Source organism: Stutzerimonas stutzeri, assembly GCF_018138085.1.
Classification (GTDB): Bacteria; Pseudomonadota; Gammaproteobacteria; order Pseudomonadales; family Pseudomonadaceae; genus Stutzerimonas; species Stutzerimonas stutzeri_AI.
In genome coordinates this window covers 848,159-873,384 of sequence record NZ_CP073105.1, presented here as the reverse complement: position 1 = coordinate 873,384, position 25,226 = coordinate 848,159, and the positions used below count along the sequence as shown (strand labels likewise).

The 25,226-nt window shown below is 65.6% G+C and carries 24 protein-coding genes; 11 read left to right on the top strand and 13 right to left on the bottom strand.

Annotated features, from left to right (window positions below; all coding sequences use genetic code 11):
* The first annotated feature begins 4 nt into the window (after positions 1–4).
* The 7 genes from KCX70_RS04165 to KCX70_RS04135 are packed head-to-tail and all read left to right on the top strand — an operon-like array spanning position 5 to position 3,748.
* The gene (locus tag KCX70_RS04165; protein ID WP_102847034.1) at positions 5–319 is read left to right on the top strand and encodes a c-type cytochrome; all 315 of its coding nucleotides are present in this window, start codon (positions 5–7) and stop codon (positions 317–319) included.
* A 17-nt stretch (positions 320–336) separates the two neighbouring features.
* A complete protein-coding gene (locus tag KCX70_RS04160; RefSeq protein WP_212619381.1) occupies positions 337–678 on the top strand; it encodes a c-type cytochrome in 342 nt (113 codons plus the stop codon).
* Positions 675–1,853, top strand: a complete 1,179-nt coding sequence (locus tag KCX70_RS04155; RefSeq protein WP_212619380.1) for a cytochrome D1 domain-containing protein — start codon at positions 675–677, stop codon at positions 1,851–1,853. Before KCX70_RS04160 ends, KCX70_RS04155 begins: the two co-directional genes overlap by 4 nt.
* A gap of 1 nt (position 1,854) precedes the next feature.
* A complete protein-coding gene (locus KCX70_RS04150; protein ID WP_212619379.1) occupies positions 1,855–2,313 on the top strand; it encodes an Lrp/AsnC family transcriptional regulator in 459 nt (152 codons plus the stop codon).
* Positions 2,310–2,825, top strand: a complete 516-nt coding sequence (locus tag KCX70_RS04145) for an Lrp/AsnC family transcriptional regulator (protein WP_212619378.1) — start codon at positions 2,310–2,312, stop codon at positions 2,823–2,825. Before KCX70_RS04150 ends, KCX70_RS04145 begins: the two co-directional genes overlap by 4 nt.
* A complete protein-coding gene (locus tag KCX70_RS04140; protein ID WP_212619377.1) occupies positions 2,818–3,261 on the top strand; it encodes an Lrp/AsnC family transcriptional regulator in 444 nt (147 codons plus the stop codon). Before KCX70_RS04145 ends, KCX70_RS04140 begins: the two co-directional genes overlap by 8 nt.
* Positions 3,236–3,748, top strand: a complete 513-nt coding sequence (locus KCX70_RS04135) for an Lrp/AsnC family transcriptional regulator (RefSeq protein ID WP_212619376.1) — start codon at positions 3,236–3,238, stop codon at positions 3,746–3,748. The genes KCX70_RS04140 and KCX70_RS04135 overlap by 26 nt, the downstream gene beginning before the upstream one ends.
* 33 nt (positions 3,749–3,781) lie before the next feature.
* Here KCX70_RS04135 and KCX70_RS04130 read toward each other — a convergent pair whose 3' ends face one another.
* Positions 3,782–4,012, bottom strand: coding sequence for a hypothetical protein (locus KCX70_RS04130; RefSeq protein WP_212619375.1), 231 nt, complete (start codon positions 4,010–4,012; stop codon positions 3,782–3,784).
* A gap of 559 nt (positions 4,013–4,571) precedes the next feature.
* Between KCX70_RS04130 and nirJ the strand changes: the two genes are divergently transcribed.
* The 4 genes from nirJ (at position 4,572) to KCX70_RS04110 (ending at position 9,905) form a co-directional block, all read left to right on the top strand.
* On the top strand, positions 4,572–5,759 hold the full coding sequence (gene nirJ / locus KCX70_RS04125) for a heme d1 biosynthesis radical SAM protein NirJ (RefSeq protein ID WP_212619374.1): 1,188 nt from the start codon (positions 4,572–4,574) through the stop codon (positions 5,757–5,759).
* A gap of 64 nt (positions 5,760–5,823) precedes the next feature.
* Positions 5,824–6,669, top strand: a complete 846-nt coding sequence (cobA, locus tag KCX70_RS04120) for a uroporphyrinogen-III C-methyltransferase (protein ID WP_212619373.1) — start codon at positions 5,824–5,826, stop codon at positions 6,667–6,669.
* On the top strand, positions 6,660–8,153 hold the full coding sequence (locus KCX70_RS04115) for a nitrite reductase (RefSeq protein WP_212619372.1): 1,494 nt from the start codon (positions 6,660–6,662) through the stop codon (positions 8,151–8,153). Before cobA ends, KCX70_RS04115 begins: the two co-directional genes overlap by 10 nt.
* Before the next feature lie 891 nt (positions 8,154–9,044).
* Complete coding sequence (locus tag KCX70_RS04110; RefSeq protein WP_212619371.1) at positions 9,045–9,905, top strand: LysR family transcriptional regulator; 861 nt, start codon at positions 9,045–9,047, stop codon at positions 9,903–9,905.
* A gap of 13 nt (positions 9,906–9,918) precedes the next feature.
* Here the strand turns inward: KCX70_RS04110 and KCX70_RS04105 are convergent, their stop codons facing one another.
* The 12 genes from KCX70_RS04105 to nosR form a co-directional block, all read right to left on the bottom strand.
* Positions 9,919–11,058, bottom strand: a complete 1,140-nt coding sequence (locus tag KCX70_RS04105; RefSeq protein ID WP_212619370.1) for an HPP family protein — start codon at positions 11,056–11,058, stop codon at positions 9,919–9,921.
* An 84-nt stretch (positions 11,059–11,142) separates the two neighbouring features.
* Positions 11,143–12,282 (bottom strand): HPP family protein, encoded by a 1,140-nt coding sequence (locus KCX70_RS04100; RefSeq protein WP_212619369.1) that lies wholly within the window; start codon positions 12,280–12,282, stop codon positions 11,143–11,145.
* A 235-nt stretch (positions 12,283–12,517) separates the two neighbouring features.
* A complete protein-coding gene (locus tag KCX70_RS04095) occupies positions 12,518–13,636 on the bottom strand; it encodes a methyl-accepting chemotaxis protein (RefSeq protein ID WP_212619368.1) in 1,119 nt (372 codons plus the stop codon).
* Positions 13,637–13,652: 16 nt separating this feature from the next.
* Positions 13,653–14,396, bottom strand: coding sequence for an SDR family NAD(P)-dependent oxidoreductase (locus KCX70_RS04090; protein WP_212619367.1), 744 nt, complete (start codon positions 14,394–14,396; stop codon positions 13,653–13,655).
* Between the two features lie 107 nt (positions 14,397–14,503).
* A complete protein-coding gene (locus KCX70_RS04085; protein ID WP_212619366.1) occupies positions 14,504–15,694 on the bottom strand; it encodes an NnrS family protein in 1,191 nt (396 codons plus the stop codon).
* Between the two features lie 912 nt (positions 15,695–16,606).
* A complete protein-coding gene (gene tatA, locus KCX70_RS04080; RefSeq protein WP_207765181.1) occupies positions 16,607–16,792 on the bottom strand; it encodes a twin-arginine translocase TatA/TatE family subunit in 186 nt (61 codons plus the stop codon).
* Between the two features lie 47 nt (positions 16,793–16,839).
* Entirely contained in the window at positions 16,840–17,391 is a 552-nt protein-coding gene (locus KCX70_RS04075) for a nitrous oxide reductase accessory protein NosL (protein WP_212619365.1), read from the bottom strand.
* A gap of 22 nt (positions 17,392–17,413) precedes the next feature.
* Positions 17,414–18,241 (bottom strand): ABC transporter permease, encoded by an 828-nt coding sequence (locus KCX70_RS04070; protein ID WP_212619364.1) that lies wholly within the window; start codon positions 18,239–18,241, stop codon positions 17,414–17,416.
* Positions 18,238–19,164: an ABC transporter ATP-binding protein gene (locus KCX70_RS04065; RefSeq protein WP_212619363.1), complete on the bottom strand. Its 927-nt coding sequence runs from the start codon at positions 19,162–19,164 to the stop codon at positions 18,238–18,240. Before KCX70_RS04065 ends, KCX70_RS04070 begins: the two co-directional genes overlap by 4 nt.
* On the bottom strand, positions 19,161–20,468 hold the full coding sequence (locus KCX70_RS04060) for a nitrous oxide reductase family maturation protein NosD (protein ID WP_212619362.1): 1,308 nt from the start codon (positions 20,466–20,468) through the stop codon (positions 19,161–19,163). The genes KCX70_RS04065 and KCX70_RS04060 overlap by 4 nt, the downstream gene beginning before the upstream one ends.
* Positions 20,469–20,680: 212 nt before the next feature.
* On the bottom strand, positions 20,681–22,582 hold the full coding sequence (gene nosZ / locus KCX70_RS04055; RefSeq protein ID WP_212619361.1) for a TAT-dependent nitrous-oxide reductase: 1,902 nt from the start codon (positions 22,580–22,582) through the stop codon (positions 20,681–20,683).
* A gap of 29 nt (positions 22,583–22,611) precedes the next feature.
* Positions 22,612–24,828: a transcriptional regulator NosR gene (gene nosR, locus KCX70_RS04050; protein WP_212619360.1), complete on the bottom strand. Its 2,217-nt coding sequence runs from the start codon at positions 24,826–24,828 to the stop codon at positions 22,612–22,614.
* Positions 24,829–25,226 lie beyond the last annotated feature (398 nt).

Sequence of the window (25,226 nt, the reverse complement as noted above, 5' to 3'; positions counted from 1 at the left end):
ACTGATGAAGAAAGTACTGATCCCACTGCTCGCCCTCGGCGGCGCAATGGTCCTGCAGCCTGCCATGGCACAGGACGGTGAAGCGCTGTTCAAGAGCAAGCCTTGCGCGGCCTGCCACAGCATCGACACCAAGATCGTAGGACCTGCATTCAAGGACGTCGCAGCCAAGTACGCCGGTCAGGAAGGCGCTGCCGACCTGCTCGCAGGCCACATCAAGAACGGCACCGTAGGCGCCTGGGGCCAGATCCCGATGCCGCCAAACCCTGTCACCGAAGAAGAAGCCAAAACCCTCGCCGAGTGGGTTCTGAGCCAGAAGTAACACCCAAGGAGGACATCATGCTTCGGTCCCGCCACGCAGTCATCGGTTTGGGGCTCACCCTGGTGTCCCTCCTCCCCTTTTCCACCGCCCTGGCGGCCGGCGTCTCAGCCGAGCGCCAGGGTCAGCTCGAACGCCTGCTGTTGCAGGACTGCGGTTCCTGCCACGGCATGCGCCTGACCGGCGGCCTGGGCCCTGCGCTGACCCGCGACGCCATCGCCGGCAAAGCCCGCGAAACCCTGATCGCCACCGTGACCCACGGTAGGCCCGACACTGCAATGCCCGCCTGGAACGCCCTGCTCGGCGAGCAGGACATCGCCTGGCTGGTAGACCGACTGATCGAAGGAAAGCCCACGCCATGATGCGTCCAACCCTGTTGCTGGCCGCGGCCAGCCTGCTGCTCGGCGCCTGTGCCGGGCAACCACTGCGTGGCACCGGTGACCTCGGCGTGGTGGTGGAGCGTGCCACCGGCAGCCTGCAGATCGTCGAGACCACCGGCCAGACGCGCCTGGCCCGCATCGAGGGGCTGGGCGACCTGTCCCACGCCTCGGTGGTGTTTTCCCGCGACGAGCGCTTCGCCTACGTCTTCGGCCGCGACGGCGGGCTGACCAAGGTCGACCTGCTGCGCCAGCGCATCGACAAACGCGTCATCCAGGGCGGCAACAGCATCGGTGGCGCCATCAGCCAGGACGGCAAGCTGATCGCCGTCGGCAACTACGAGCCCGGCGGCGTGAAAGTCTTCGATGCCCTGACGCTGGAGCTGGTCGCCGATGTCCCGGCCACGCCGCTGGCCGACGGCAGCCGCAATTCGCGCGTGGTCGGCGTCATCGACGCACCCGGCCGGCGCTTCATCTACAGCCTGTTCGACACCGGCGAGAGCTGGTTGCTGGACTTCAGCCAGGGCAACACACCGGTCGTGACCCGCTTCGAGCACGTCGGCAAGCAACCCTATGACGGCCTGCTGACCCCGGAAGGCCGCTATTACATCGCCGGTCTGTTCGGCGAGGACGGCATGGCCAAGATCGACCTCTGGCACCCCGACCGCGGCGTCGAGCGGATCATCGACGGCTACGGCCGCGGCCAGGAAAAACTGCCGGTCTACAAGATGCCGCACCTGGAAGGCTGGACGGTGGCGGGCGATCAGACCTTCGTTCCCGCGGTCGGCCAGCACCGCGTACTTGTGATGGACACTCAGAGCTGGAAGCAGACCGACGCCATCGACGTCGCCGGCCAGCCGGTGTTCGTGATGTCACGCCCGGATACGCGGCAACTCTGGGTCAACTTCGCCCACCCGGACAACGGCAAGGTGCAGGTGATCGACACGGAAACCCACCAGATCATCAAGACCCTCGAACCCGGTCCGGCGGTGCTGCATATGGAATTCACTCCGCGCGGCGAGCAACTCTGGCTGTCGGTGCGCGACGGCAACGAGGTGCAGGTCTGGGACCCTTACACGCTACAACTGCTCAAGCGCCTGCCGGCCGACAGCCCGAGCGGCATCTTCTTCTCAAGCCGCGCCCACGAGACGGGGTTGTGACATGCAGATCGACGCCCTCAGCCGCCGCCTGATCGACCGCTTCCAGCACGGCATGCCGCTGTGCGCCGAGCCCTACCGCGCCATGGCCGAGGCGCTCGATTGCAGCGAAGCCGAGGTGCTGGCCTGCCTCGAGGCCCTGGAGCACGGCGGCGGTCTGTCGCGCGTCGGCCCGGTGTTCGAGCACAGCCGCGCCGGCGCCAGCACCCTGGTCGCCCTGGCGGTGCCCGAGGCGCGCCTGGAATCGGTCGCAGCGCTGATCAACAGCTATCCCGAGGTCAACCACAACTACCTGCGCGAGCACCGCTACAACCTCTGGTTCGTGGTGACGGGCCCCGACCACGCTCACGTCGAAGCGCTGCTGGCGCGGATCGAAGCCGAAACCGGGCTCACGCCGCTGGATCTACCGATGCGGGCGGCCTACCGCATCGACCTCGGTTTCCCCATCGGAGACGCGCCATGACCGCCCTGCTCGATGATCTGCAAACCCTGCAGCTGCGGCGCCTGCTCGAAGCCGGCCTGCCACTCGCCGCCCGCCCCTATCAACTGCTGGCCGAACGCATCGGCGCCAGCGAAGAGGCGGTGCTCGAGCAGGTCCGTCGCTGGAACGACAGCGGACTGTTTCGTCGCATGGGCCTCGTGATCAAGCATCGCGCCCTGGGCTTTCGCGCCAATGCCATGCTGGTGATGGACATCCCGGACGAGATCGTCGACGAGATCGGCCAGCGCCTCGGCCAGGCCGCCGGCATCAACCTCTGCTATCAGCGGCCGCGGCGCCTGCCCGACTGGCCTTACAACCTGTTTTGCATGGTCCACGGCCGCGAGCGCGAGCAGGTCTGCCGGTTGATCGCCGCGCTGCTCGCCGAACAGGGGCTGAGCGACGCGCCGCACCAGCTGCTGTTCAGCACCCGCGCCTTCAAGCAATGCGGTGGCCGTTACGCCCCGCCCGCGATACCGGTGGCGGCCCATGGATGAGCTCGATCGGCGCCTGATCAACCGCTTGCAGCATGGCCTGCCGCTGGTCCGCGATCCCTGGCAGGCATTGGCCGAAGAGCTGGACGCCGACGCCGCGCAACTGCGCGAACGCGTCCAGGCTCTGCTCGACGATGGCACCCTGACCCGCTTCGGCCCGATGTTCGACATCGAACGTCTCGGCGGCGCCTTTACCCTCGCCGCGCTGTCGGTGCCGGAAGAGCGCTTCGATCAGGTCGCCGAGCAGTTGGCGGCGATGCCGGAAATTGCGCACAACTACCGCCGCGAGCACGCCTGGAACATGTGGTTCGTGCTCGGCTGCGCCACACCGCAGGGCATCGCGGAGACCATTTCCCGGATCGAAGCCGAGACCGGCCTGCCGGTACTCAACCTGCCCAAGGAGGAGACCTACCATGTCGGCCTGCACTTCGCCGTTTGAGCCTGCCCAGCAGGCCGAGCTGGCCCGGCGCCTGGTATCGCTCACCGAAGGCGGGCTGCCGCTGGTGGACGATCCTTGGGGTTGGCTCGCCGAGCGCCTGGAGCTGAGCGTCGAGGCCACCCTCGCGCTGCTGCAGCAGCTACAAGCCGACGGCGCCATCCGCCGCATCGCCGCCGTGCCCAATCACTACCGCCTCGGCTACCGCCACAACGGCATGACCGTCTGGGATGTGGACGACGCCGAGATCGCCCGTCTCGGCCCGTTGATCGGCGCTCAGGCGTTCGTCAGCCATTGCTATCGCCGTCCGCGCCAGGATGGCTGGCGCTACAACCTGTTCGCCATGGTGCACGGCCGCAGCGCCGAGGAGATCGACGGCTACCGCGCCGAGATCCGCGCACTGCTCGGCAACGCCTGCCGCGCCGACGAGATGCTGGTCAGCAGCCGTATTCTCAAGAAGACCGGCTTACGCGTGGGCAGCCGAACCTGAAGCCGCTGCTCGCGCGCCGCACAAGCCGGGCCATCAGAACCGCCATTCGGGCTTGAACAGACCGATCACGAAGAAGAGCGTGGAGAAGCTCCACATGACCAGCGCATACAAGCGGATCTGCTCGGCATTCCACGGCCATGCGAACCAGTCCAGAACGAGCATGCTCTTCCAGCCCTCGATCCACTGGGCTCCGCCCCAGCTGATGATCCATTTCCAGAACAAGCTGTTGAGAAGGTAAAGCGCAACGAATTCGATGGTGCTCATCGGCGCGTCCTTAAATGTCCTTGCAAGGAAGCCGGCAAGCCCGGCCAGCTGTCTATCCCATCCAAACGGGATGTTCGCGACGTTATCGGGACGGCCTTTTTGCGTCCATCACCGCTGGTAACCGTGCGTTCCGTTTGTGATGAAGGCCAGGTCCGTAGGTTGGAATAACCGCTGGACGTATTCCCGCGTCGCGGTAACCAACGCAAGCGCTTACAGCGCAAGCATCCGACAAACGCCCTCCGCCTGCGCCGACAGCCCACCCTACCGGCAGCGGCGTAGGGTGGATGTCGCGCTTCACATCCACCGATGTTTCGCGCGGTGGATCGGTGGATCGGAGAAGCGTGATCCACCCTACGGGCAGGCGACGCGAAACGCTTCCGACGATTACCGCGATTTGGCGGAACGCGACCCTGCGCATCGGCGCCCGGCCTGCACCGCTGCTCTGTTACGGGGCCGGGGCCCACCTCTTTATTGTTTGCGGTCAAGGATTGGCATTCGCCAGTCGGTGATGCTGCCTCCATCGAAACACGCAAGACGCGTGACGCGAGGAGACCCCCTCATGCTGAGAATCAGCCATTACCTGCGCGCGCTCGCCCGGCCCGCCATGCCGGTGCTGGGCGCACGCAGCACCGCTGGCGCACGGCCACCGGTGGTGATCTGGAACCTGCTGCGGCGCTGCAACCTGACCTGCAAGCACTGCTACGCGACCTCGGCGGACAGCGAGTTCCGCGACGAACTGGACACGGCCGAAGCGCTCAAGGTGATCGACGACCTGCACGAGGCCGGCGTCCGCGTGCTGATCCTGTCCGGTGGCGAGCCGCTGCTGCGCGACGACATCTTCGAGCTGTCCGAATACGCGCGCCTGCGCAGCTTCTTCGTCGCGCTGTCGACCAACGGCACGCTGATCGACGAGGGCAACATCGAGCAGATCGCCGCGGCGAAATACGACTACGTGGGCATCAGCATCGACGGCCTGGAAGCGGTGCACGACGACTGGCGCCAGCTCAAGGGCAGCTTCGCCGCGTCCATGCACGCCATCGACCTCTGCCGCCAGCATGGCATCCGCGTCGGCCTGCGCACCACCCTGACGCAGAACAACTACCCGCAACTGCCGGCACTGCTGGCGCTGATGCGCGAACACGACGTGCAGAAGTTCTACCTCTCGCACCTCAACTACAGCGGCCGTGGCAAGCGCAGCCGCAGCCGCAAGGCCGACGCCCATCACCAGATGACCCGCGACGCCATGTACCAGCTGTTCGAGCAGGCCTGGGATGATGTGCAGCACGGCCGCGAAACCGATTTCGTCAGCGGCAACAACGACGCCGATGCCGTGCTGCTGTTGAAGTGGGTCGAACAGCGCCTGCCCGAACACCGCGACCGTCTGGAGCGGATGCTGCGCGCCTGGGGCGGCAACGCCTCGGGCAGCGGCATCGCCAATATCGACAACATCGGCGATGTCCACCCGGACACCTACTGGTGGCAGCACACCGTCGGCAACGTGCGCCGGCAGTCGTTCCGCCAGCTCTGGCTGGACCAGCCCGAGCCGCTGCTCGCCGAGCTGCGCCAGCATCCCCGCGCAGTGGGCGGACGCTGCGCAGAGTGCCGCTGGTTGTCGATCTGCAACGGCAACACCCGTACCCGCGCCTGGGCCGAGGGCAACCTTTGGGGCGAAGACCCCGGCTGCTACCTCAGCGATGAAGAAATCGGCTTGCCGCAACCGCAGCGCATTCCCGCCGTCGCCCTTTGATACCGAGCGCGGCCCCGAGGCCGCCCGAGACCTACCGTCGTCCGATGAGATTTCAGGAGTTCGCATGGATCAGCCAACCACTCTCCCCGCTGCACTCGGCGCCACGCTGGCCCCTGGCGAAGTCGCCCTCGTCGGCGCCGGCCCCGGCGACCCGGGCCTGCTCACCTTGCGCGCCTGGAGCCTGCTGCAACAGGCCGACGCGGTGGTCTACGACCGCCTGGTCAGTGAGGAGTTGATGCAGCTGCTGCCAGCCCGCTGCGCCCGCCATTACGTCGGCAAGACCAGCGGCTACCACAGCCTGCCGCAGCCGCAGATCAACCAGTTGCTGGTGGACCTGGCGCAGCAGAAGCTGCGCGTGGTGCGGCTGAAAGGCGGCGACCCCTTCATCTTCGGCCGCGGCGCCGAGGAACTGGAATTCCTTCTGGCGCATGGCATCAATGGCCAGGTGGTTCCGGGCGTGACCGCCGCTGCCGGTTGCAGCGCCTATGCCGGCATTCCGCTGACCCACCGCGACCTGGCGCATTCCTGCCAGTTCATCACCGGCCATTTGCAGGAAGACGGCGCGCTGCAGCTGTCCTGGACCAGTCTGGTCGAGGGCAAGCAGACGCTGGTCTTCTATATGGGCCTGGCCGCGCTCGGCGAGATCTCGCGCAACCTGATCGCCGCCGGCCTGCCGGTCGACACGCCGGCCGCACTGATCGGCAACGGCACCCGCGCCGACCAGCGCGTGGTGCGCTGCAGCCTCAAGCAACTGCCGAGCATGGCGCAGGCGCACCAGCTGATGCCGCCAACCCTAACCGTCATCGGCCAGGTGGTCGGCTTGTTCGCCGACACCGAGCTGGAATTCCCGGCTCGGCTACGCACCGCCCGGCATATACAATCCGCTCCACAGGAGGCCCTATGCGAGTAGTTCCGCTAGTGCTGTTGGCACTTTCTGGTGCGATTCAGGCAGCGCCCGAGGTGGTGGGCTTGGAACAGGCCGGCGCGCTTTACGAGCAACACTGCCAGAGCTGCCATGGCGTCGATCGTCTGGGCGGCGCAGGGCCGGCGCTGCTGCCGGAGAGCCTCAGCCGACTGAAGCCTGACGAGGCACGCGAGGTCATCCACAACGGTCGGCCGGCCAGCCAGATGGCGGCGTTCGGCGACCGTCTGAACGATGCACAGATCGATGGTCTGGTGAGCTATCTCTATCAGCCGCCAGCGACCCCGCCGACCTGGAGCGACGCGGATATTCGCGCCAGCCACCGCATCCTTGCCGACGTTTCCAAGCTACCGAGCACGCCGCAACACGGCGCCGACCCGCTCAACCTGTTCGTCGTGGTCGAGGCCGGCAATCATCATGTACGCGTGCTCGACGGCGAGCGCTTCACCGAGCTGGCCAACTTCCCGTCGCACTACGCCCTGCACGGTGGCCCGAAGTTCTCGCCGGATGGGCGCTTCGTCTACTTCGCCTCGCGCGACGGCTGGGTCAGCGTCTACGACCTCAACAACCTGACCATGATCGCCGAGGTCCGCGCCGGGCTGAACACCCGCAATCTGGCCGTCAGCAACGATGGCCGCTGGGTGCTGGTGGGCAACTACCTGCCGGGCAATCTGGTACTGCTCGACGCGCGCGACCTGTCGCTGGTAAAGCACATCCCGGCGGTCGCCGCGGACGGCACGCCGTCGCGGGTCAGCGCCGTCTACACCGCCCCGCCACGCGACAGCTTCGTGGTCGCACTGAAGGACGTGAAGGAAGCCTGGGAGCTGTCCTATGCCGGCGAGCCGGACTTCAAACCACGGCGCATCGAGGCCGCCGACTTTCTCGACGACTTCTCCTTTACCCCAGACTATCGCTACCTGCTGGCCACCTCGCGCAAGGCCCTCGGCGGCCAGGTCATCGACCTCGACACCGGCAAGGCGGTCACCGACATCCCGCTGCCGGGCATGCCGCACCTGGGCTCGGGCATCTACTGGAAGCGCAACGGCAAGTGGGTCTTCGCCACGCCCAACGTGAGCAAGGGCCTGATCTCGGTGCTCGACCTCGAGACCTGGAAGCTGATCAAGGAAATCCCCACCGAAGGCCCCGGCTTCTTCATGCGCAGCCACCTGAACTCGAAATACGCCTGGACAGACGTGTTCTTCGGCCCGAACAACGACGCCGTGCACCTGATCGACAAACAGACCCTGGAAATCGCCTACACGCTACGGCCAATGCCGGGCAAGAACGCTGCCCACGTCGAATTCACCAACGACGGCCGCTACGCCCTGCTCAGCGTCTGGGACACCGACGGCGCGCTGATCGTCTACGACGCCAAGACGCTGGAAGAGATCAAACGCATCCCGATGAACAAACCGTCCGGCAAATACAACGTCGGCAACAAGATCGAGTTTGCCGAGGGGACCTCGCACTGAGGGCTGGCCGTCCCGGTAATAGCCGCTGCCCGGTCGTGGTTTGAATCAAAAGCTTCGCGGTCAAGACCGCTCCCACGGGTGTGCACAGACTTGTGGGAGCGGTCTCGACCCCGAGCTCTTCGGTGTCTGAGGCGCCCCAAACCGTCCCGGTAATAGCCGCTGCCCAGTCGAGCGTGTGAATCAAAAGCTTCGCGGTCAAGACCGCTCCCACAGGTAATGCGCCGCCTTGTAGGAGCGGTCTCGACCGCGAGCTCTACGGTGTCTGAGGCGCCCCAGACAGTCCCGGTAATAGCCGCTGCCCCGTCGTGGTTTGGTGGATCAAAAGCTTCGAGGTCAAGACCGCTCCCACAGGTGTGCACAGCCTTGTAGGAGCGGTCTCGACCGCGAGCTCCACGGTGTCCGAGGCGCCCCAGACAGTCCCGGTAATAGCCAGTGCCCCGTTGTGGTTTGAATCAAAAGCTTCGCGGTCAAGACCGCTCCTACGGGTGTGCACAGGCTTGTAGGAGCGGTCTCGACCGCGAGCTCTTCGGTGTCTGAGGCGCCCCAGACAGTCCCGGTAATAGCCGCTGCCCAGTCGTGCGTGTGAATCAAAAGCTTCGCGGTCAAGACCGCTCCCACAGGTAATGCACCGCCTTGTAGGAGCGGTCTCGACCGCGAACTCTCCAGTGTCTGAGGCGCCCCAAACCGTCCCGGTAATAGCCGCTGCCCGGTCGTGGTTTGGATCAGAAGCTTCGCGGTCAAGACCGCTACCACGGGCGTGCACAGACTTGTAGGAGCGGTCTCGACCGCGAGCTTTACGAGCTGAATGCCACCTTCGGTACCCTTGTCCACTTCCACCATTGATCCCAACCTGCTTTCATATCACTCCCTTTGATATGAGCGCCGCTTTCCATGGATATCGATCTCGCCCGCACCTTTCTCGAGATCATTCGCAGCGGCAGCTTCATCGCCACCGCCGAGCGCCTGCATGTCACCCAGACGGCGGTGACCGCGCGGGTGCGTAGTCTGGAGACGCAGCTCGGTTGCCGGCTGTTCGTGCGCAACCGGGCCGGGGCGCGGCTGACGCCTGACGGCGAACGTTTTGTCGCCTATGCCACGCAACTGGTGCAGACCTGGGAAACGGCGCGGCGCGACCTGCCGTTGCCGCGCGGCTACGACAAGCTGTTGTCGCTTGGAGCCGAGGTCAGCCTGTGTAACCCGCTGATGCTTGCCTGGGTCCAGCGGCTGCGCCAGGCAATGCCTGACCATGCGCTGCGCAACGAGGTGGCCAGTGGCGATGAGCTGCAAAAGCAACTCGACTTGGGCGCGCTGGATGCGGCATTGGTGCACCGCCCCGAGTACTGGCCCGGATTGCAGATCGAGCAACTGCTCGAGGAAAAACTCATCCAGGTGGTGCATGCAACCGAGCCGGATCCTTATCTCTATATCGACTGGGGCCCGGCGTTCCGTCAGCAGCACGACCTTTCCCTGCCGGGCCATATGCGCGCCGCCCTGTCCTTCAGCCTCGGGCCGCTGGCGCTGCAGTATCTGGTTCAGTGCGGCGGGCGCGGCTACTTCCGCACGCGCGTGGTGCAGCGCTATCTCGACGAAGGCATCCTCAAGCGCGTCGAGCAAGCGCCGGAATTCAGCTACCCGGTCTACCTGGTCCATTCCCGCGCGGCGCAGTCGCCGGCCCTGTTCAAGGCACTCGAACTGCTACGCGAGGTCGCTCGGGACGACTACGACTGGTCGCGCTGGAACTACGCGATCTGAGCCGATCCGGCCGTCAGTTGCTCAGGCGCTTCATCCAGCTCTGGTACAAGCCGGTGATCAGATCGCTCTGGGTGATGATGCCCACCAGCCGCTGCTCAGCGTCGACCACCGGCAGACAGGACATGCCGCGATCGGCCAGCAGGTAGACCAGGTCCGGCAGTTGGGCATCCTCGCGCACCGACACCACCGGGGCGCTCATGATGTCGCTGATACGCGTCTCGCGGCGCAGGGACAGGCGGCGGAGGCTGAAGCGTGAAGGATGCGATTCGAGGTGCTGAAGCAGGTCGGTCTGGGTGACGATGCCGATCAGCGCGTGGCTGTCTGGATCGACCACCGCCAGCGCATGCAGCCGGTGCCGGCGCACCAATGCGCGCGCCTGATGCAGGCTCTCCTGCGGGGCGCAGGTATGCAATTCACGGCACATGATGTCGGCAGCGCTGACATCTCCCATACTGCGGCGGATGGCATGCTTTTCGATGCGTTGGATCAGCTCGAGCAGGTCATCGCGGGTCACGTCGACATACTCGCCGAACTCCTGCAGCGCGCGTTCGACGTCGTCATCGGTGAAACCCAGGTGCTCCTCGCCCAGCGGCACGCTGCCGGCCTGGACGCCGCTGCCCTGGGTCCGCGGTTTGGGATAGGGATGCCCGGTGAGGTTGTTGTACAGCAGGGCGAATGCCACCAGCAGCAGCGAATTGAACGCCACAGGATACAGCAGGCCATAGCCGAGCTCGGTGATGCCCGGCCCGCCGATCGCCGCGACCATCGCTAGCGCACAGCTCGGCGGGTGCATGCAGCGCAGCAGGAACAGGCAGGCGATCGCCAGACACACCGCCGTCACGGCCGCAGCCACCGGGGTCAGGCCGCAGAGGCCGAGCGTCACCCCGATCGCCACGGCGATGAGGTTGCCACCGATCACCGACCAGGGCTGGGCGAACGGGCTGGACGAGGCGCTGAACAGGATCACCGCCGAGGCGCCGGCGGGCGCGACGATATGCAGGGTCACGGGGCCGCCGAACACCAGCAGCCCGACCGCCACCATCGGCAGCACTACCAGCCCGACGCCGATCACGGCGCGAATCCAGTGCTTGTGGGAGACACTCTGGGGGGCCGGGAAGAAGGACCGCAACCAGTGGCTCAGGCGTTCTTGCATGGGCTCTGCTTGTCCGGAAGGGGTTGGCTTGTCAGGCACTGTACCAGCAGCCGGGTTCCCCTAGTCTCCGCGAGATGGTCGTACTCAGTCGGGCAGGTGCTTGAGCCAGTTGCGGTAGAGCGCGGCAATGAGGTCGGTCTGGGTGATCATGCCGACCAGTCGCTGTTGGCCATCGACGACCGGCAGGCAGTGCAGACCGCGGTCGGACAGCAGGAACACCAGATCGACCATGTGGCTGTCCTCGGTTACCGAGACCACCGGCGTGCTCATGATCGTGCGTAGCTGGACGCCGCGCAGGAATTTGAGCTGGCCGAACTTGATCCGTGCCGACGCCGGCTGGAAGTGCTTGAGCAGATCGACCAGGGTCACGATACCCACCAGGCGGCGGCTGTCGGGCTCCAGCACCGGGAACGAATGCAGACGGTGTTCGCGCAGCGTTTGCCAGGCCTGCTGAATCGAACAGTCCGGCGTGCCCCAGTAGAGGTCGCGGGACATGATGTCGGCGGCGGTGATCTCGCCCATGCTGCGCCGCAACGCGTGCTTTTCGGTCTGTTTGATCAACTGGGCGAGATCGTCGCGGGTGACGTCGACGTATTCGCCGAAGTCGGCCAGCGCGCGCTCGACATCGTCCTCGCTGAAGCTCATGCGCTCACTGGGCAGGGGGTCGTGAGTGTGGTGCGGGTTGCCCTTGTGCGGGCGCGGCTTGGGATAGGCATGCCCGCTGAGGTTGTTGTAGAGGAGCGCAACCGAGACCAGCAGCAGCGAATTGAAGGCCACCGGATAGAGCAGTTCGAAGCCGAAAGCGTGCACCTGCGGGCTACCTATCACCGCCACCAGCGCCAGCGCCGCGGCAGGCGGATGCAGGCAGCGCAGGATGAACAGACAGAGGATCGCCAGGGCCCCGGCGATGCCGGCAGCGGCCGCGACTGGCAAGTCGCTGGCTGCCAACGCTACGCCGATCGCGGTGGCCAGCAGGTTGCCGCCGATCACCGACCAGGGCTGCGCGAAGGGGCTCGACGACGCGGCGAACACCAGCACCGCCGACGCTGCCGCCGGCGCCACCAACGGCAGCGAAATACTGCTCCCGAACACCAGCGCACTGGCCGGAATGATCAGCAGCAGCACCAGACCGATACCGATGGCCGCGCGCAGCCATTCGGCCGGGCGCGCAGAGAGAGGCGCCGGGGCGAAGGAACGGCACCAGTCGATAAGACGTTGTTGCATGCGACCTGCTTGAGCGAAGGAAGGCGGTACGGCGGCCGTCCAGGAGGACGAGATACCACGAACAGGCGGGGCATTGGCGCACGGAAAAGAGGCACCAGCCAGCCGGGCCGCACATTGTCGGTGCGTCTGGGCCGTGCTGCCAATGAATCCTGTTGATGCTTCGATGCAAAATTTTTGTTATCAACGCTGCGGCTGCCTTGGCGCTCGACCCGCGGGCCGCAGCCCATCAGGCACTTCACGCCGGTGCGTGAGACGGCCGGGTGCTGGCTTCGTACTCGTCGATCAGCGCCGCGACAATGCGCATCACCTCGAGGTTGGCCGTCTCCATCTCGCCGAGGTGCCCGAGCGTGTCCTCCAGCGCCTGTCGCGCAAATGCCTCGAGTGCCCGCTGCCCTTGGTGATGCACGGCGGTGTGCGGCCGCTCGATCCGCTGGAAGTGCGCCAGGCGCTGCATGCGCCGGTTATCCTCCGCGTAGTACCAGCGCCCGAACCGGCAATCGCGCTCGCTGGGCAACGTCGGAACGCTCTGCTCGGCAGCGCCTAGGACCTGGTTGTAGACGACGAACTTCAACGACAGCTCGTCCAGATTGGCCAGCTCGATTCCCGCGCGGAACGAGGAACGCTCGATGCCGTCACGCATGCTCCCGGCCAATCGATGCAGGTGCTGCATGCCGGCGACGGCGCTGGCCGTGGTCTGGCTGAACCCCTGCGCCAGGTTTCCCTGTAGCTGGATGTAGTGGTGCACGTCGGCGATCTCGGCCTGCACCTCGGTGATCTTGCGGACAATGTCGGCGGTAGCCAGCGCGGTTCGCTCCGCCAGGGTGCGAACCTCCCCGGCGACCACCGCGAAACCGCGCCCGGCCTCCCCCGCCCGCGCCGCCTCGATGGCGGCGTTGAGGGCGAGCAGGTTGGTCTGGCTGGCGATGCCGCTGATGAGATCGACGATGCCGTTGATCTCCTGCGAATGCGCCGCCAGGGCCTCGACCTTGCGCGAGGCCTGATCGAGGCCACGCTCCATGTCGATCGCCTTGCCCTGCAATTCGCCGAAGCGTTGCTGGTTGCTCAACGCCGCGTCGTCGACCTGCTCGGCACGGAGGCGGTTCTCGCCCAGTTGACCGGTGAGGTACTCGAAGGAGTCGCCCAGATGCGCCACCGATGTACTGAAGCAGGCCAGCTTGCTGGCCACGCCGCGGTAGTAACGGAGTTGGCGCTGCTCATCGCTGCGTGCCGCCTGCATGGCGGCGAGCGCCTGCTCCAGCGCCGAGATACGCGCGGCCTGATCGTCGCAGGTGCGCTGCAGGCGATCGCGTTCGTCTTGCAACTGGCGGGCGGCCCGCCTGGCTCCGAAGATCATCGTCGGCCTCGCGAGGTCAGTTGAGCGTATAGCCGTTATCGACCACCCAGTCCTGTCCGTAGACGCCGCGAGCGCCCTGCGACAGCTGGAACAGGATCACGTTGGCGACCGCCGCCGACTCGAGGAAATGCCCCGGCAGGAGACGCTTGGTGACCGCATCGGCGACCGCCTCCAGCTGTTCGTCGGCCAGGCCCAGGGTGCCCCAGATGGCGGTGGCGGTCGGCCCGGGCGACACCGTGTTGATGCGCACGTCCAGCGACGCGAATTCCACCGCCAGCGTGCGCGCATGGGCCACCAGTGCCGCCTTGCTGGCGATATACGCGGCCAGGCCAGGGAAGGTGCTGCGCGTCAGAAAGGTACCGACAAAGACCACCGAGGCCGGTTTGGCGAGCTCGGCCCGCAGCGCCGCCAGGGTGTTCAGCGCGCCGGCGCCGTTGACCGCCCATTGACGGTCGAAGCAGCTCGTGTCGAGGCTGTCGCCGAGCTCGGCAATACCGGCATTGGGCACCAGGTAATCCACCGGACCGAGCACGGCGGCGCGCCGCGCCAGCGTTTGCAGGTCGTCGGCGACGGTAACATCACCGGCCACCCAGACCATCTGCTCGGGATAGCTCTCCAGCAACTGGCCCAGCCCTCCGACGCTGCGCGACATGGCCAGCACACGAGCACCACGCTGCAGCAGAGCGGCACACAGCGCGAGGCCGATCCCGGAACTGGCACCCGTGACGATGGCCAGGCGGTCCTTGAATTCGTTCTTCATATTTACTCCGATGCCGGCGATCGCCGAGCCACAAGCGGCCCGACCCAGAATGGGCGGGCAGCGGTTATTCGATCAGGGGTTACAGGTAGGAATGCCGACGACCACAGTCAGCCGGGATGACCGTCGACCCGTGCGCTCACCAGCATCGGGGCATAGCGCCAGGCGTACAGGGCAAAGGCGGCGGCCCAGCAGCCGGCCGCGAGCCAGAGTCCGGACATCGGCCACTGGCTGGCGATAAACACCCGCGCAGCCGCGCCGAGATTGAACAGAGTGAAGGCGGCGACGATGCCCGACGGTAGCTGTAAGGGGCGTCCGGTATGGCCGAGCGTCACGCGCGCGATCATCGCCAGGATCAGGCCGCTCATCGAACCCACCGAAAGGGCATGCAGCGCCGCGCTGGCGTTGCTCAGCAGGCCGAAGTTCCACAGCGCCAGGCCCGCAGCAGCGATTACCAGCCAGAGCATGGCCAGGTGCAGCGACCACAGCAGCGGCACACGCCAGATGCCGGCGTCGTACCAACGCGCCAGGCGCAGCAGGTGGCCAGCGGCGATAGCAATGAACAGCAGGCCGAGCAGCACATGCGGTACGAGGGCGACACCGGCGGCATAAAGCGCGGCAATCAGGCCGGTCCCGACCAGCAGCGCCACGTCCAGCCAGAGCCAGGGCTTCACCGCGTCGGCACGGCCGAGACCGCGCTGGGTGAAGAAGGGAATCACCCGCCCACCGATGATGGCCATCAGCGCCGCCACCAGCCACAGCCCGGCGAGTACGCCCTGGCGCTGTAGTCCGTCGTCGCTCAGCGCGACGCCGCAGAGCACCAGCACATCGGCGCCGGTCATCAGGGTGAGCACGGCGATGATCGGATAGTTGCGTTTCTGCCTGACCACCCAGAGCATGCGCGCCATCAACCCGGTTACGCCGAGCAGGAACAGCAGGTCCGCCACCACCAGCAGGCCGATCGGTGCACCCAGCAACCAGCCCAGACGCGCCAGCAGCCAGACGCCCGCCAGCGCCGCCAGGCGGTTACCGGAAACTCCGGGCTGGCCCGTCCAGGTCTGACCCGCCGTCAGCAGGAAGCCGGCGACGATGGCCATGGCGAAGCCGAAGAGCATTTCGTGGCGGTGCCAGGCGAGCCAGCCGCCAGTGGGGTGAAAGCCCGACCACAATCCGGTCCAGGCCCCGATCCACAGCGGAATCGCCAGCATCGCGAAGAGGCTGCCGGCGAGAAAGAATGGACGAAACGCGAGCCGCCAGAGGGGCGGAATACTGAGGGCTTTTCGCCGATCGATGACTTGCACGGGGCCTCCTGACACTCATTCTGCAACGGCCGACGAAGCGACAAGCCGCCGGACCGAGGAACCGGGCGCCGAGATTTCCGGAGCCAGGGTTACTTTGTACAGCGTAGGAGGCGTTCCCAGACTTGATTGCAATCAGCTTTTGACGAGGGGGCGCTGGCAGGCGATGACAGGGCTGTCGCAGAGCTTCGTAGGGTGGATCGCGCCTCACCGATCCACCGAGCCGGCTCATGGTGGATGTAAAAAGCGACATCCACCCTACGCTGCTTTACGTGGGAGGCGCGACCCGCGGCGAACGGCGCCGCTCGGTGCCTGAAAAGCTTCGGCCCGGGGTCGGGCCTCTCACGAAAGCAGCCCGTGCGTGGCGCCACCCCCCACAAATCGAGCCCGTACATGGCGCTGCGTTGTGCAGGTCGCTCGCTTTTTCTGTGGGAGCCGCGACCCCGCGGCGAATGGCGACGGCTCGGTGCCCAAAAAACTTCGCCCCGAGGGCGGGGCTCCCACAAATCGAGCCCGTACATGCCGCTACGTTGTGCACGTCGCACGCTTTTCCTGTGGGAGCCGCGACCCGCGGCGAATGGCGCCAACCCGGCGCCTGAAAAAAGCTTCGCCCCGAGGGCGGGCCTCCCACGAAAGCAACCCGTGCTTGACGCCACCTTATGCAAGCGGCGCGCTTTTCTGTGGGAGGCGCGACCCGCGGCGAACGGCGCCAGCTCGGTGCCCGAAAAGCTTCGCCCCGGGGTCGGGGCTCCCACGAAAGCAACCCGTGCGTGGTGCCACCTTATGCAAGTGGCGCGCTTTTTCTGTGGGGGGCGCGACCCGCGGCGAATGGCTCCAACTCGGCGCAGGAAAAGCCTCGCCCCGAAGGCGAGCCTGCTATAGCAAAAGCATAAAAAAACACTCGCGTGCGCCGAGTTATTTCGGCTCGTGCTTGACCGCGTCGGCGCCGGCGCTTTCCCCATCGCTCATGGATTTACGAAAGCCGCTGATCGCGCCGCCCAGGTCCGAGCCCAGTCCACGCAGGCGCTTGGTGCCGAACAGCATGACCACGATCAGCAGCACGATCAGGAGTTGCCAGATACTGATACCCATCATTGCAATACCTCGTTTGAAGTTGTGTCAGGTGCGGCCATGCACAGGCCGCTTGTTCAATGACCGGCGTGGGCCTGGTGGTCGCCCATGCTCATCGGCATGGCGGCCGCCGGCTGCAGCACCGACTGGTCAATCTCTTCGAAGCGCAACACACGCCCGCCCTGCTCTTCAGCCAGGCGCTTGGCGTCCTCTTCCTTGGCGAACGTCGCCAGCACCGCGCCCATGGCGCCTTTCAGGTGCGTGCCGGCGACATAGTAGGCGCTGGTCGCGTCGATCAGGTAGTGATCATCAGGTTGTTCCCAGGTGCTGCGCCCCATGTCGTGTACATACAGCTTGGCGTTCAGGTTGCGGTTTTCCGGTTGCAGCCACCAGCCGAGCAATTCAGCCGTCGAGCAGAACTTGCGGACCTTGCCCTTTTCCACCGCCTGGCCTTTCGGGCCGGGGAAATCGCTGATCGCCATGCCGCAGACGTGGCATTCATCGCTGGCATGGAAGGCCACCGGCGCAAGCGCCTGTGCGTTCTCCTCAGGCTCGTTGCAGGCGGCCAGCCCCAGCAGCAGCGTAGCGGCGAGCAACAGGCGTGACGAGCGGATATATAGCGCATTCATGGTGACAGTTTCCTTTTCAGAGTCAGGCCAGGCGACGACGGAACACGCCGTAGGCCAGTAGCAGGGAAGCACCCACCCAGAGCAGCAGGCACAACCAGAGGACGGCCGCCGGCACCGGCAGATCGCCGCCCAGTGACAGTACGCCCATGGCATTGCCGCCCTCGAAGCCGGACAGGTTGATCAGTCGATAGATGTCGGTCGGATTGAGCAGCAACAGCCAGGGCAGCGCCTCGGGGCTGAACTTGCCTTCGCTGAGCACCAGCAGCGCCAGCAGGACCAGGTCGAACACCAGCACGAACAGAAACCACACGCCGAGCGCCAACCCGGCCGCGCTGGATTTCTCGCTGACCTTGCTACTGAGCACATAGGCCATCGCCAGGAACACCCAGCCGAGCAGGGTCGAGGAGACCATGAAGCGGCCGAACGCCCAGAGCAGCATGCCGATCTCGATGTCGTCCACCAGCAGAGCGATGGCCAGCATGGCGCAGCCGAAGCCGATCAGCACCGCTAGCGCCAGAATCAGCCCGTGGCCGACGAACTTGCCGAGCAGGATCTGCCCGCGCCCCAGCGGATAGGTCAGCAGCAGCATCAGGGTGCCGCCCTCGTCCTCGTCGACGATGGCGTCGTAAGCCAGCAGTAGCGCGATCAGCGGCATCAGGAAGGTCGCCAGGCTGGCGAGGCTGGCGACCGTGGCGGGGATCGAGGTGAAGCCGAGCTGGCCGGACGCCGCGGCGCCGAGCCAGGCAATGCCCACCGCCAGCACTGCGAAGAGCAGACTGATGGCCAGCAACCAGCGGTTGCGCAGGCCGTCGCTGAGTTCCTTACGGGCGATGTTCCAGACCTGGCTCATAGCGTGCCCTCCGCGGCGCGGACGTCCACGGCGCGCTCCATGTAGTAGCGATACAGGTCCTCCAGCGAGGGCTGGTGGATCTCGATGTCGTCCGGCTCGCCTTCGCCGAGCAGTTCGCGCAGCAGCGGCAGTTTGTGCCCATTGATCGCGCTGACCTCGACGCTGCGCTCGCCCAGCGACCGCGCGCTGTGCCCGGCGGCATCCCAGCGTTGCAGCCAGGCGGCGCCGTTGTCCACGCCGCTGGCACGGATGCGCACCGGCAAGCCCGCCTCGACGCGCAATTGCGCCAGACTGCCGACCGCCTGCAGGCGGCCCTTGGCCAGGATCGCCGCGCGGTTGATGTGCGCCTCGACGCCCGGCAGCACGTGGGAGCAGAGAATGATGCTGGTGCCGCGCTGGCGCAGCCGATCGATCAGCTGGTAAAGATCGCCAGTGGCGATCGGATCCAGCCCCACGGTCGGTTCGTCGAGCAGCAGCAGGCGTGGTTCGCCGAGCAGTGCCTGCGCCAGGCCGAGGCGCTGGCGCATGCCCTTGGAGTAGGTCTTGACCCGCCGCTCGGCGGCGTGAGCCAGGCCCACCTGCTCCAGCAGTTCGTCCACCTGCGCCAGCGGTGCGCTCTTGAGCCGGGCGAAATGGCGCAGCGTCTCGCGGCCACTGAGCTGCGGATAGAAGGTCACGTTTTCCGGCAGGTAGCCGAGCTGGCGGCGCACCGCCGGATCGTTCGGCGCATGGCCGAGCACCCGCACCTGCCCGTCGCTGGGCGACAGCAGGCCGAGAATGAGCTTCATGCTGGTGGTCTTGCCGGCGCCGTTATGGCCGAACAGGCCCAGCACCTCGCCCTCGGCGAGTTCCAGGTTCAAGTCGTGCAGCACCGTCATGCTGCCGTAGCGCTGGTTCACGCCCTGTATCTGTACGGCACTCATGGCGTCGGCTCCTGCGTCTTGGCTATCAAGGGTTCGATGGGCGATTTCATCAGCGGATGGCTGTCCTGCACGCCGGGCGATCTGACCACTGGGAAGGCACGCTGCACCCAGCGCAGCACTTCGATGCTCGGGCTGTTCATCAGCAGGCGCACCTGCGGGTAGAGCCACAGCAGGCGGTCGACGTTGTCGTTGGGCTCATACGCCACGTCGCCCAGGCCATCGTCGTTGCGGTCCCAGCCGAGGTAGTCGCTCCAGTAGTTGCCGCGCCCGTCGATGGACCATTCCTGGGTGCGGGTGGCGACGTACTTGACCTGCTGCTGGTTGTCGACGAAGGCGTTGCCGGCGATGCGGTTGTCTTCGGAGCCTGCGGTCAGGTGGATGCCCAGCGGGCTGTGGGCGAACAGGTTGTTCTCGATCACGTCGAACTGCGAGTTGTAGATGAACAGCGCCTTGCCCTCGGCGCCGGCGATCATGCTGTCGCCGCTGGAGCCGCTGCGCACGTCGCTGACCTGGTTGTCGCGCAGGGTCGAGTAGGTGATGTAGTTCATCAGGATGCCGTAGTTCTCGTCCTGCTCGGAGCGGTTGCCGATCACGGTCAGCTTGCGGCTCTGCATCAGCGCGTAGCCGGTGCGGGTGCGGCGGGTCAGGTTGCCGATCACCCGATTGTCGTTGGAATACATGTAGTGCACGCCGTAGCGCAGGTCCTCGAGCACGTTGTTCTCGAGCAGGTTGCCGTTAGAGGTATCGATATAGATGCCATCGCGGGTTTCGCGCACGTGGTTGCCGATGACCCGGGCGCCCTGCACGGCGTAGAGATGAATGCCATTGCCGCGGTCCTGCGAGCGGATGCTCGGGTCGCCCTGGATGCGATTGCCGATCACGCTGACGTCGCGAGTGGAGTCGACCCAGACACCCGAGCCCGGGCCCTGCATGTGGTTGTCCTCGATTACCGCGCCGCGCGCCTTCGGGCCGATGAACACGGCGGCGTTCAGGTCGGTGAGGTTGCCGCCCCAGTTGCGCAGCGTGCAGCCCTGGATGCGGACGTCCGGCGCGGTGATGGTCAGGGCATTGCCCTCGCCCTGCGCGTCGATGACCGCGCCAGGCGCGCAGTGGATTTGCATCGATTCATCGATGCCGAACGAGCCGTTGTATTCGCCCGCCGGCAACAGCCAGCGGTGCTCGCCGTCCGCCTCGAGCGGCAGCGAGGTGATGGGTTGCGGAGCCGCCTGAGCCGCACCGCAGAAAAGGGCCAGCAGCACGGCTGCCAGCGGTTGTAGCGGTGAAAAAGCCTGAGATCTGAGCACAGCGTTGTTCCTTTCAGCGTCCAGGCAGGTTGGTTGGCGTCCTCCAGCGGGTCCGGGCTGGATCACGACGCTATTGCATCGTCGCTTGTTCGCCGCGGGTCGCGCCTCCCACCGGTCCGCATGTCGCCGATACCTGTGGGAGGCCCGCCCTCGGGCGAAGCTTCATTACCGCTCCGCGCTCCGGTTCAGCAGCGCGGATTACCTCACCGACCTCAGGCCGGCTCGACCAGCATGCGACCGACCATTTCCATGTGCAGTGCGTGGCAGAACCAGTTGCAGTAGTACCAGTGCACGCCGGGCTTGTCGGCGGTGAAGGTGATCGAGGAGGTCTGCTGCGGGCTGATCTCCATGCTCACACCGTGGTTGGTCATGCAGAAGCCATGGGTCACGTCCTCGATCTCGTCGATGTTGGTGATGGTCACGGTGACTTCGTCGCCCTGCTTGACGTTGAACTCGGTCAGGCCGTAGGTCGGCGCCGACGAGGTCATGTAGACGCGCACCTTCTTGCCGTCACGGATGACCTTGTTGTCGGTCTCGAGAGTGACGCCGTCCTTCTTGGCGCGCTCTACCGTGGCCGCGAAGAAGGCATCCTTGCGGTCCCAGATCTTCCTGGTCTTGATCTGGTCGCGGCGGGCCAGGATGCAGTCGTGCGGTTCGGCATAGGTCGGGCCGTCATGCACCAGCTTCATCTCGTCGCCGGAAATGTCGATCAGCTGGTCGTTTTCCGGGTGCAGCGGGCCGGTCGGCAGGAAACGGTCCTTGGAGAATTTGCACAGCGCCACCAGCCATTGGCCGTCGGCTTCGCTGGTTTCGGTCAGCGAGGCATGCAGGTGTCCCGGCTGGTACTGCACGTCGAGCTTCTGCTTGATGTAGTCGACCTTCTCGCCCTTGTAGGCACGGATCGCATCGGCCATGTTCCACTTGACCACCTGGCTGTCGATGAACAGCGTGGTGTAGGCGTTGCCGCGGCCGTCGAAGGTGGTGTGCAGCGGGCCCAGGCCCAGCTCGGGTTCGGCAGCGACGGTGTCGCGCGCGTCCTTGAGCTTGTTGTCGAACAGGTCATCGAGCTTGGCGATCTCGATCATGGTCACGGTGGGCGACAGCTTGCCGTTGGCGATGAAGTACTTGCCGTCCGGCGAGGTGTTCACACCGTGCGGGTTCTTCGGCACCGGGATGTAGCGGGTGAATTCCGAACCGGCGCGGCCATCGACCACCGGCACCTTGGAGTCGCCGAGGGTGGTGAACTTGCCTGCTTTGATCGCCGCCTCGATGCGCGGGATGTTGTACACCACCACCCAGTCGCGCTCGTTGCGCATCATGCCGCCCAGATCGGTGGCCTTTTCCGAGTTGTAGCAGGTGGAGGCCGCGTACTTGCCGGTGTAGTCGGCGTCGGTGTTGTCCAGGTTGCCGTCGACGATGACCTGGAAGGCCATTTCCATCTTCTCGGCGTCGATGACGTTGAACATGGTGTAGGCGCTTTCGGCCTGCAGGTCGAAGTTGGTGCCGTCATTGGGATGCGGAATGACGAACTCGGCGTTGGCGAATACGTACTTGGTGTGCGGCACCTTCTGCAGACGCAGGCCGTGGATGGCCTGGACGTTCGGCACGGTGAGCATCGCATCGCACTTCATGATGTCCAGACGGATGCGCGCAACACGGCTGTTGGCCTTGTCGTTGATGAACAGGTACTTGCCGTCGTACTTGCCGTCGGTCATGGAGATGTGCGGGTGGTGGCAGTCGCCGTTGAGGTACTTGGCGCTCTCGCCCATGATCGCGCGGCTCTCGTTGGTCAGGCCCCAACCGGTGGCCGAATCGACGTTGAACACCGGGATGCGCATCAGCTCGCGCATCGAGGGCACGCCCAGCACCCGCACCTCGCCCTGGTGACCGCCGCTCCAGAAGCCGTAGTAGTCATCCAGCTCGCCGGGCGCGACATGGATCTTCGATTTCGACTCCTTGACCGCAGCCGCCCAGGACTCGCGGCTCATCACGCCACCGGCCAGCGCCGTGGCCGCTACCGCCGCGCCGGTCATGGCGCTGGCCCCGAGGAAGCCGCGGCGACTGAGGCCGCTCTTCTCCAGCGCCTGGGGGTTCTTGCTTTCTTTGTCGCTCATGTGATTGCTCCTTAGGGGACAGCGTCAGGTCAAACGATCGGTTGCGAGCTCGCGCGCTCGGGCGCATCGCTCTGGGGGTCCATCACTTGCACTACGGGAATCAAGGTCGGGCCGGCAGGTGCCTTCTTGCCGCGCTTGCTGCGCTTGTTCTTCAGGATCAGCGGCGGGCACTTGTTTTCGTTGTGGTAGGTCATCTGGCAATCGAGGCAGTAGTGGCACTCGTTGGCATTGATGTGGCCGTCCGGATGGATCGCCTGGATCTCGCATTCCTTGGCGCACAGCTGACAGGGGTTGCCGCATTCCTTGCGGCGCTTGAGCCAGTCGAACAAACGGAACTTGGTCGGGATCGCCAGCGCCGCGCCCAGCGGGCAGATGTAGCGGCAGTACACCTTGCGGGTGAAGATGTTGATCACCAGCAGTGCCACGGCGTAGGCGACGAACCACCACTGGCGATCGAATTGCAGGGTAATGGCGGTCTTGAACGGCTCCACCTCGGCGGCCTTCTCGGCCAGCATCATCGACTCCAGCGAGATGCCGAACAGCACCAGCAGCACGATGTACTTGATCGCCCAGAGCCGCTCATGCACGGCGAACGGCAGCTCGTATTGCGGGATCTTCAGCTTGCGCGCAGCCTCGTTGATCAGCTCCTGCAACGCGCCGAAGGGGCACAGCCAGCCGCAGAACACGCCACGGCCCCAGAGCAGGATGCTGGCGGCGGTGAAGGTCCAGAGAATGAAGATCACCGGGTCGGTGAGGAACAGCTCCCAACGGAAGTCCTGGAACAGCGCATGGACGAAGGTCAGCGCGTTGACCACCGACAGTTGGCCCAGCGCGTACCAGCCGATGAACACCACGGTGAACACCAGGTAGCCACGGCGCAGCCAGTGCATGAAGCGCGGCCGACGGGCGAAGGTGTCCTGCAGGAAGAGGATGACGGTCAGCAGCGCCAAGGCGACCAGGATCACGCCGATCTGGAAGCTCTTCTGGTACCAGATGTTGACCCACATCGGCCGGCTGGCTTCTTCGACCGCGGCCAGCTCCTCGGCGCTCGGCTGTGGGCGCTCGAGGTAGGCTTCGGGCATCTGGTACGGCAGTTCGAAGCTGGTGAACACGCCACTGATCGGGCCGGTCTGGCGGCGCACCAGCAGCTCCAGCGTCCAGGGCGAACCCGGGTCGAAGGCCACGTGTTCGCGGACGATGAAGATGGCCATCTCGCCGAAGTGCGGGATGCCCTCGGCGTAGACGTCGTCGAGACGCTGGAAGTCGCGATCGTGGAAGCTGATGACGTTGCCGAACTGGCGCAGCTGCACGCGATCGAAGATGCCGCCGCGCACATAGCCCGAGCCCTTGAACGAGTAGTCGCCGCTGGCCATGACCGCGACCGCGTGCTCGCCCGGCTTCAGGCCGTCCATCAGGGTCTGGTACTGGCGCTCGCCTAGCAGGTTGCGGCCGATGGTCGGCGGATTGACCTCGGCGGCATAGAGGTCGATGAAGGTCTCGCTGGCGGCCTCCGGAGCGGCTTCGTCGATGCCTTCGGCCTCGGTGCCCTTGAACGCCTGGTCGATATCACCGCGGGTCAGGCGCAGGCGGCGGATGGCGCCGTTGCCGGTCAGCTCGCTCCAGTTGGCCGGCTGGAAAACATCCTGGCGGATCGTGGCCGGTTTCTGCGCGGCGCCGGCCTTGTCTTCCACAAGCCCGAGCGACACCGCGACATCGTGGGCGGCACGCATGACGATCTCGTTGACCACCATGACAGTGACCGTGGCACCGGTGACCGCATCGATGGTGACGGCGCTCTCGTCGCTGGAGTGGCCGACCACGACCCTCTGGTCGACGCTGATGCCCTTGTACTTGGCGGTGAAGGCGTGGAGTTTCTCGACCGGAATGCCGACCAGCAGGATCGGCTCATGATGCTCGAGCACGTAGGCATCGACGATCACGCCCTTGGGGTCGAGCAGCACCTGGATATTGATCGGCTTGCCGGAATAGGCCGGGATGTCCACCACGTTGATGCTCTGGAAGGCGTAGCCGAGCACCTCGTCACCCTTGGTGATGGTGCGGACCTGGTACTCGCCTTCGGCGGCAGAGACCTTGGCGCCTGGAAAGAACTGCTCGATGCGCTGCTGTTCGGCTTCGTACTCGCGCGCCTCGAGCGGGGCGGCGCCCAGCAGCAGTGCCAGCAGCAGGACAAAGCCCAACCTCCAGGCACGTCTGGCGCCAACTGCGAGAGAAAGACGGGACTTCATGGCCTACCCACTTCACTTATCGAATGTGAGGCGATAGTAGGGAGCGACCCCGGCGCTCTCCTTGACTCGAATCAAGCTTGCCCGGCAACCCTGATTGCATTGAGCCATGTCAACATGAGGCCCCTTTGCCAGCGACCATTGACGAGTGGGATCGGTCTTGACCGCGAGTCGTTCGGCGTTTGGAGGTATCGCAGGCCGTCTCGGTAATAGCCGGCGCCCCGTCGTGCGTGTGGATCAAAAGCTTCGCGGTCGAGACCGCTCCCACGGGCGCGCATTTGACGTGTGGGAGCGGTATTGACCGCGAGTTGTTCGGCGTCTGGAGGTATCGCAGGCCGTCTCGGTAATGCCCGGAGCTCACCGTGCGTTTTGGATCAAAAGCTTCGCGGTCGAGACCGCTC

Excerpts from the sequence above, each read along its gene's own strand:
- KCX70_RS04165 (WP_102847034.1), top strand. The coding sequence starts at position 5 with ATGAAGAAAGTACTGATCCCACTGCTCGCCCTCGGCGGCGCAATGGTC.
- KCX70_RS04160 (WP_212619381.1), top strand. The coding sequence starts at position 337 with ATGCTTCGGTCCCGCCACGCAGTCATCGGTTTGGGGCTCACCCTGGTG.
- KCX70_RS04155 (WP_212619380.1), top strand. The coding sequence starts at position 675 with ATGATGCGTCCAACCCTGTTGCTGGCCGCGGCCAGCCTGCTGCTCGGC.
- KCX70_RS04150 (WP_212619379.1), top strand. The coding sequence starts at position 1,855 with ATGCAGATCGACGCCCTCAGCCGCCGCCTGATCGACCGCTTCCAGCAC.
- KCX70_RS04145 (WP_212619378.1), top strand. The coding sequence starts at position 2,310 with ATGACCGCCCTGCTCGATGATCTGCAAACCCTGCAGCTGCGGCGCCTG.
- KCX70_RS04140 (WP_212619377.1), top strand. The coding sequence starts at position 2,818 with ATGGATGAGCTCGATCGGCGCCTGATCAACCGCTTGCAGCATGGCCTG.
- KCX70_RS04135 (WP_212619376.1), top strand. The coding sequence starts at position 3,236 with ATGTCGGCCTGCACTTCGCCGTTTGAGCCTGCCCAGCAGGCCGAGCTG.
- KCX70_RS04130 (WP_212619375.1), bottom strand. The coding sequence starts at position 4,012 with ATGAGCACCATCGAATTCGTTGCGCTTTACCTTCTCAACAGCTTGTTC.
- nirJ (WP_212619374.1), top strand. The coding sequence starts at position 4,572 with ATGCTGAGAATCAGCCATTACCTGCGCGCGCTCGCCCGGCCCGCCATG.
- cobA (WP_212619373.1), top strand. The coding sequence starts at position 5,824 with ATGGATCAGCCAACCACTCTCCCCGCTGCACTCGGCGCCACGCTGGCC.
- KCX70_RS04115 (WP_212619372.1), top strand. The coding sequence starts at position 6,660 with ATGCGAGTAGTTCCGCTAGTGCTGTTGGCACTTTCTGGTGCGATTCAG.
- KCX70_RS04110 (WP_212619371.1), top strand. The coding sequence starts at position 9,045 with ATGGATATCGATCTCGCCCGCACCTTTCTCGAGATCATTCGCAGCGGC.
- KCX70_RS04105 (WP_212619370.1), bottom strand. The coding sequence starts at position 11,058 with ATGCAAGAACGCCTGAGCCACTGGTTGCGGTCCTTCTTCCCGGCCCCC.
- KCX70_RS04100 (WP_212619369.1), bottom strand. The coding sequence starts at position 12,282 with ATGCAACAACGTCTTATCGACTGGTGCCGTTCCTTCGCCCCGGCGCCT.
- KCX70_RS04095 (WP_212619368.1), bottom strand. The coding sequence starts at position 13,636 with ATGATCTTCGGAGCCAGGCGGGCCGCCCGCCAGTTGCAAGACGAACGC.
- KCX70_RS04090 (WP_212619367.1), bottom strand. The coding sequence starts at position 14,396 with ATGAAGAACGAATTCAAGGACCGCCTGGCCATCGTCACGGGTGCCAGT.
- KCX70_RS04075 (WP_212619365.1), bottom strand. The coding sequence starts at position 17,391 with ATGAATGCGCTATATATCCGCTCGTCACGCCTGTTGCTCGCCGCTACG.
- KCX70_RS04070 (WP_212619364.1), bottom strand. The coding sequence starts at position 18,241 with ATGAGCCAGGTCTGGAACATCGCCCGTAAGGAACTCAGCGACGGCCTG.
- KCX70_RS04065 (WP_212619363.1), bottom strand. The coding sequence starts at position 19,164 with ATGAGTGCCGTACAGATACAGGGCGTGAACCAGCGCTACGGCAGCATG.
- nosZ (WP_212619361.1), bottom strand. The coding sequence starts at position 22,582 with ATGAGCGACAAAGAAAGCAAGAACCCCCAGGCGCTGGAGAAGAGCGGC.
- nosR (WP_212619360.1), bottom strand. The coding sequence starts at position 24,828 with ATGAAGTCCCGTCTTTCTCTCGCAGTTGGCGCCAGACGTGCCTGGAGG.